We start from the raw sequence: 6,616 nt of genomic DNA, 5'->3' as shown, positions 1-6,616 counted from the left end.
TTTGATCAACAACGCCCTGTTAAAGCGTTAATTTAAGCGAGTTGGTTTTTAAAACTCGCTTGTTGAATTTTAGGCTGATTTTTCATCTCGTAAGAAGTAAGAAGTAAGAAGTAAGAAGTAAGAAGTAAGAAGTAAGAAGTAAGAAGTAAGAAGTAAGAAGTAAGACTTTTCTAAGGTGAGTAACGCCACTCTTATCGCCGAATACAACGTCTTTAAATGTCCATTCTGTTGGATTTGCGGAGGAATATCTCAGCAATAAAATTCGATCTGTCTCGAAACAATCTCTCGTCATATCAATATTTTGCGTTTTTAATCAAGCGTATTTCTCAAAAAATGAACTGAGTACAAGTTTGTAATCTCAAACCTGATACATTGAACCAATATCACACTATTTGGTGATTCAGGGGAAGTTATGAGCAAAATGTCAGCAGCCTTACGCGCTTTGTTTGGGATTGAAACCTCAACAACGAAAAAGCAAAACATGGTGAGAACCGAGTTTTATCGTGGTCATCTGCTTAAGCGTAACCCTGCGCATCCAGATTATTGGAGCGCCACGATAACGGATGTTTCTGTGGTCGGTAAGCTTGAATACCTTAAGCTGTCTGTCGATCAGTGGTGTGATCATAAAGTTATTGTCCCACCTGAACATTTTGAAAAAAATCAGCAAAAATTTTCTGAACAACTCACTTTTGATCATAAAGAATTTATGTTAAAAAATGACTTGGGTGGCGATAACGATTGGTACATTACGTACCGTGGTAAGCTAATGAAAGGCTCTAAAGCAAAAATAGTTGAAGCGATTGATTTCTTGGAAAGAAAACGCAACGAAAGTGAGTTAACCGAAGACACTTAACCTAATACAGTTGAATGACGTGATGATGTTCAGTGTCACTTTGCCCGCTCTTCCTGGTGCGCTCTTCTTGTTGCAGAAAATTTATATTCAATCAGAGTGTTTCCGGCTATTTCCTAACTGCAATTGTGTTTGAAGATAAAGGGCCAGAAACCAATGCTTCAGAGAGTGACGGCCATTCATACCATGTAACACATCCAGACAAAGCACACCAACAACTATGCTGACTGAATTTAATTGTTATGTTATAACATTTAAAAAATCACGAAGCACCGCTATTCTAATGAAACATTTCCGCACAATCACGTTGGCTACTGCTGTTATCGCCTTTTCTCTGGCTCTATTTATCCCCACTTCCAAACATACCCTTAAAGGTAAAGATGAAAGAAATGAGCTCGTTGATGAACATCAAATAGTAATTAATTCAGCCCCGTCATCCCTAGATTCAGCAGAAACTCAACCGGTGCGAGTGCACTATTTTGTAAAGGTCGGGGACACACTGAGTGACATCTTTTCTGCTTGGGGCATTCCCTATCTCACGTTACAAGAGATTCTGTCGGCTGACTTGGAATCATTGCAACTCGATATGATAAAGCCGGGAGAGTATCTGGAGCTGATCATAGACAGCAAAACGAGAGCTCTCTTAGCGCTGACCTACCACATTAGCTTGGTTGAGCAGGCGATCTACACATTGGAAGAGGGGGGCAAGTTCGCCTATGAATTTAAAGAGATAGAAAGCGAATGGCGTGAGACATTGTATTCAGGGACGATCAATGGAAGCTTTTCCGTTTCAGCCCATAAGCTCGGTTTCTCTTCGACACAAGTCGCCAATATTACGCGTATTCTGCGCGATAAAATCAATTTCTCTCGCTCGCTTCGTGCGGGTGACCGCTTCAATGTTTGGGTGAACCAGCAGTATTTAGGCGATCATCCGACGGGCACAAGTGAAATCCAGGCCGTTTCATTTCAGCTTGGGAGTAGGGAAGTCGCCGCGTTTCTAGCGGATGATGGGCGATTTTATGACAGAGAGGGCAACAGCCTTGAGCGGGCATTTAATCGTTACCCCGTTGATTCACAATATCGCCGAATTACCTCTTCTTTCAATCCAAAACGTAAGCACCCAGTAACTGGTCGCGTATCGCCACATAATGGGACCGATTTTGCCACGCCTGTTGGTGCGCCTGTGTATTCAACGGGGGATGGTCGAGTTGTTGGTGTCCGAAATCATCCCTATGCGGGAAAATACCTCATCATAGAACACAACAGCGTTTACAAGACTCGTTACCTACATCTGCACAAATTCTTGGTGAAGAAAGGACAACAAGTAAAACGTGGACAAAAAATCGCGATATCAGGCGCGACAGGACGTTTGACTGGGCCTCATTTACATTTTGAAGTGCTAGTGAGAAATCGCCCAGTGGATCCAATGAAAGCCGACCTTCCGATTTCATCATCGATTTCAGGCAAAGATAAAGCAGCGTTTAATATTCGGGTTTCAAAGTTTGATTCGTTGATCTCTGAAGGCACCAGTTCAGATACCTAACGTGAAAGTAACAAGTTGCATGAAAGTCAAAATACACATGCTTCGTAAAGAGAGGAATCGCCAACTCGTAGGCTGAATAATAAGCAATGGAAAGCGGTTGTTTTATAATTGGTAAGGGCGCACCGCTCGGCCAATGGTGAAGCTGTTAATCGCCATCGCGATGAAAAGTATTGGCCTGAGTGTTTAGGCCAATACTTGATAGATTGCTTTCTGCTTTCTGCTTTCTGCTTTCTGCTTTCTGCTTTCTGCTTTCCGATCTCGGCGAACTATAAACCATTTTTGGCGGGGGCAGCACGCTAGTTTTTCTTGTTTATTCTCACTACCGCATACACCACGAGAATCATTCCAAGCCCATGCCATAGGGTAAAGTCTTCTTCAAGCAATAGAATCGCGAACAGGGCTGTTATAGCCGGCCCAATGTTGCTGGTTAGGCTTAATACGGAAGGAGTGAGCCGCGCCATCGCAGCGGCAACAAAATAAGAGGGCAGAACGGTACAAAAAATACCGATGGTGATCCCCATCCAAATCAACTCATTCGACATTTCAGAAAACTGCGCACCTTGAAACTGGTACTGAGCCATGATGACGATACCCGCACTGCCCATACCAACGCTTGCAAAAAGTTGAGGCCCCATTTTACTGATCACTTTCTTGCTGAGTATGAGATAAACAGCAAACACCAAAGCGGAAATAATGGCCATCACGCTACCTAGCCAAACCTGGTGCCCGAATGAGCTGAAGTCATGCAGCACAATCATGGCAACGCCGATATAACCGAAACCAATGGAAGCGAACGTGCCTTTGCGTGGGGTTTCCTTTAACGCGACCCAGCTAATGATCACGACAAACGAGGGGAACATGAAAATCAATAACCGTTCCAATTGGGCTGAGATGAATTCGAGCGCAAGAATGTCGAGCAAGGAAGCAAAGTAATAGCCTAGAATCCCAACCAACGCGGCTTGTAATCCATATTGACGTAACTTACTTCGTTTGTCGGGATCCCAACACAACCAGAGGAGGATGGCGACGTAGATAGGAAGGGAAGACGCAGCTCGTAGACTCATGATCGCTGTCGCATCACCACCCGCTGTATAAGCGAGTTTAATAAGTACAGGTTTGATCGAAAACAGTAGGGTGCCGAATAGGGCGTAAATGATGCCTGTTTTATAGTCGGGTGAATCTTGAGTTGGAATGGTTGCGTCGTTCATTGTTACTTCCTTGAAGTTATTTTTTTGTTTTAAGTTCAAGGCTGTGAGAAACGATATCCGGCTGTTTACTCACAGCCGGGCACAAGAAACTCTACCGGCTAATGGGCATAAGGAGAAGAAGCCAGAGTTGTAGAGTTGGGAAACACATAAGTGACTCTTTTTTAATGGTGAAATTTTAAACTAAAGCATCTGTTGCTCTGAATCAACCAGAATTTTTCAGGATATTGTCGGGTTTAAATAGTTGCCAGCCATTGGCCAATTTGTTGCTCGCGTACAAACAGAGAGTTTTTCGTAAAGACATATGCAGAATGAACTGAGAATAAAGAGTGAGTTGCTATTCGTGTTGACGATGCAGATGACCATGGCTATGGAAATAACGTTAACGAAGGGGTCACTTGAATACGGGCACCAAATAATTCACTTTATCGTATTTCGAAAAACGCCATTGTTTGGTTAAGGGGTTATAGGCCATACCTTGTGTCTTTCCGACTTCAAGCCCTAATGGAACAAGCACACGTTGAATTTCTTTTGGTGTGACAAAGGCGCGCCATTGATGAGTTCCGACAGGCAGAGCGCGAATGACATACTCCGCTCCAATGATCCCGACAAGGTAGCTTTGAACTGTCCGATTTAACGTAGCCAGCACCATCATTCCTTTTGGTGCGGTTAGCATCGCGCACTCTTTTAGAAGCTGCGCAGGGTCTGGAACATGCTCTAGAACTTCCGTGTTTAAGACCAAATCAAATGTTTGTGACTCATTCAAGATGGTGCCGCTTAAGACGTGTCGATATTGCAGGTTTTCAATAGACTGTCCATGCTGACTGGCAACGCGAATGTTGGTTTGGCTGGCGTCTATGCCGAGCACAGTGTGACCTAATTCAGCCAGTGGCTGGGTCAATAATCCAGCTCCACACCCTACATCTAAAATGCGTATGGTTCTGTCGCCGAAGTGCTGCTTAATTTGACGCTTAATGTAGTCCAATCTGACCTGATTGAATACCAGAACGGAGGAAAATTTGCCGTTAGGGTCTCGCCATTCGTTGGCAAGGGCATCAAACTTCTTCACTTCGTCTATATCGAGATTGTCAGAGTGAGCGGTTTTGCTCGCGGTCAGCTCATTTTTCATTAGCATGGAATAAAGTCACCGTTCAATTGGTATCGCTATTTATACGTCACTGAACGGAATACCGATCAATGCTATACCGAACAATAGATTAGGTTGGGGCATGTGAAAACTGGTAATGCACCGCCAGCTTAGTTAATCATAAATAGTGTATGCGTTGAGTCCCCTAGAAGCTGACCGTCTCCTACAAGTTGACAGTCACCTAGAAAAAGACATCAACATGCCATCCGTTTCGTTCACTGACAGTGCGATACTGCCAGCCATATTGAGCGACAAGTCGTTCGGTCAATTCTAGCCCTAGGCCAAAACCAAGATCCTCATGAGATTGATAGGTGTCATCATTACTGTTTTTGATAGACAGGTGGTTATCTTGCACGGTTATTTCGACTTCACCGTGAAAGGTCAGCAGATCCTAGTTAAAGCAGATGAATTTTATCGTGAAATAGAGAGACCAAAATAATCAGAAAAAAGGCTTTACCTAAACTTAACTTGAGGTTTTACGATGGTGGCATAGCTTAGAAATAGCCAATCAGAATAGACGTAAAGGAGAGACCTATGATCAAACTAGAACATGTGAATTTAGTCGTAAAAGATATCCCTGAAATGCTGAAGTTTTACCAAGCAGTGTTTCCGCACTGGACAGTGCGCGATGAAGGGAAAGGCGAGTGGTACGGGAAACCGCGCAACTGGCTACATTTTGGCGATGAATACCAATACATTGCCATAAGCGACCATGGCGAGGGTGAAAATCGAGACTTATCTGGTCATCAGGTTGGGCTGGCGCATTTTGCTTATGAGACAAATAACATTGATGCTGTGATAGAGCGGTTAAATCAGGCGGGTTTCGCTATTGCAAAAGACGGCGCTGAGGAACCATACCGAAAGAACGTGTATTTCGTTGACCCAGCAGGCTTTGAGATTGAGTTTGTGGAATACCTAAGTGATGACCCTAAAGAGAGAAACCTGACTAGTTAATGGAAGAGAAGGTGTAAATGATGGAGGAAGAGAATATTTGTTCGTTCCATAAAGTCTGATCACTCACAAGAAAGAGTGATCGCTTTGGGACTATATCAAGCAGGCGGGGCAGGTAAGCTTAAATACTTTTGCCCCAAAATAAGTCACATCTACATTTGTTCCCAAAATCAAAGAAAGGCTCGGTAGCACCGAAATTTAGTCTGCTACCTAAGAATCTGACTTTGTTAGAGAAAGTGAACGCTTTCTGAATTAACGTTAGGCGGGCATAGCACTTAACAATTAGCGAGAACACAAAGTAAATACATGTTTTCTATTTGTCACGAGTCTAAACTTTAAAGGAGCCACAATGAGCTCCTTTGAGGTTCAAGTTATCACTTTAGATACCACTGCATTCAATCGAGTTAGCTAACAATTGTAATCCTATCAACTTCAATTGTTGCCTCTTCCCAATTATCTTTTTCAACGTTGCCAATAATCGTTATCTGATCATTCGGAGCAATCGTCAAACCAGCCCAAGCTTCGTCATCTACTTCGATCACAATTGTGTTTTTACCATCAGTAAACTTGTACTCGTCGTCTCCCAGAGAGTGCACAATGTTACCCGTCACCTGAACTTGAGTATCATCTCTTGCTTCTAGAACTTGAGCAACCGTAACAGGAGCGCTAGCCGTCGGGCCATTAAATCCGCCCGTTGCTGGTAAAGTGTTTGCTGTTGCAAAGCCTGAAGTCAGAACCAGTGCAGTAGCGATAAGTACGTTTTTCATAAGAACCTCTAAATAGTCATAGTTTGTTTTGATGGGTGTACTATGCAGGGGGGAGTATTAATCGCGGATGAAAGTAGCGTTCATAATTCATTCATGTTGAAAATGTGCAAGGTTACAATATCCCCAAAAGTTATAAATATATGATTTTAATGG

7 protein-coding genes are annotated in these 6,616 nt (G+C 43.2%); 3 read left to right on the top strand and 4 right to left on the bottom strand.

Translation table 11 applies throughout. The annotated features are described in order from the left end of the window. The first annotated feature begins 412 nt into the window (after window positions 1–412). On the top strand, window positions 413–853 hold the full coding sequence (locus BCU12_RS10535; protein ID WP_102404250.1) for a DUF3319 domain-containing protein: 441 nt from the start codon (window positions 413–415) through the stop codon (window positions 851–853). Between the two features lie 280 nt (window positions 854–1,133). After that, window positions 1,134–2,393 (top strand): peptidoglycan DD-metalloendopeptidase family protein, encoded by a 1,260-nt coding sequence (locus BCU12_RS10530; RefSeq protein ID WP_102404252.1) that lies wholly within the window; start codon window positions 1,134–1,136, stop codon window positions 2,391–2,393. A gap of 296 nt (window positions 2,394–2,689) precedes the next feature. On the opposite strand, the gene BCU12_RS10525 is transcribed toward BCU12_RS10530, so the two are convergent. From BCU12_RS10525 to BCU12_RS23270, 3 genes are all read right to left on the bottom strand, one after another. Continuing rightward, entirely contained in the window at window positions 2,690–3,601 is a 912-nt protein-coding gene (locus tag BCU12_RS10525) for a DMT family transporter (RefSeq protein WP_102404249.1), read from the bottom strand. A 391-nt stretch (window positions 3,602–3,992) separates the two neighbouring features. Beyond that, complete coding sequence (ubiG, locus tag BCU12_RS10520) at window positions 3,993–4,733, bottom strand: bifunctional 2-polyprenyl-6-hydroxyphenol methylase/3-demethylubiquinol 3-O-methyltransferase UbiG (RefSeq protein WP_198599309.1); 741 nt, start codon at window positions 4,731–4,733, stop codon at window positions 3,993–3,995. Window positions 4,734–4,926: 193 nt separating this feature from the next. Continuing rightward, on the bottom strand, window positions 4,927–5,100 hold the full coding sequence (locus BCU12_RS23270) for a hypothetical protein (RefSeq protein WP_157939873.1): 174 nt from the start codon (window positions 5,098–5,100) through the stop codon (window positions 4,927–4,929). Window positions 5,101–5,279: 179 nt separating this feature from the next. Here BCU12_RS23270 and BCU12_RS10515 point away from each other — a divergent pair, with 179 nt between their 5' ends. Further along, window positions 5,280–5,699 (top strand): VOC family protein, encoded by a 420-nt coding sequence (locus tag BCU12_RS10515; RefSeq protein WP_102404248.1) that lies wholly within the window; start codon window positions 5,280–5,282, stop codon window positions 5,697–5,699. Window positions 5,700–6,100: 401 nt separating this feature from the next. Here the strand turns inward: BCU12_RS10515 and BCU12_RS10510 are convergent, their stop codons facing one another. After that, window positions 6,101–6,463 carry a NirD/YgiW/YdeI family stress tolerance protein gene (locus BCU12_RS10510; RefSeq protein ID WP_102404247.1) on the bottom strand — a complete coding sequence of 121 codons (363 nt, stop codon included), beginning with the start codon at window positions 6,461–6,463 and terminating at the stop codon, window positions 6,101–6,103. Window positions 6,464–6,616 lie beyond the last annotated feature (153 nt).

The organism is Vibrio sp. 10N.261.55.A7 (assembly GCF_002877365.1).
In the GTDB taxonomy this organism is placed as follows: domain Bacteria; phylum Pseudomonadota; class Gammaproteobacteria; order Enterobacterales; family Vibrionaceae; genus Vibrio.
Note: the sequence above shows the minus strand (reverse complement) of the source record. Positions and strands in the feature narration are given on the sequence as shown.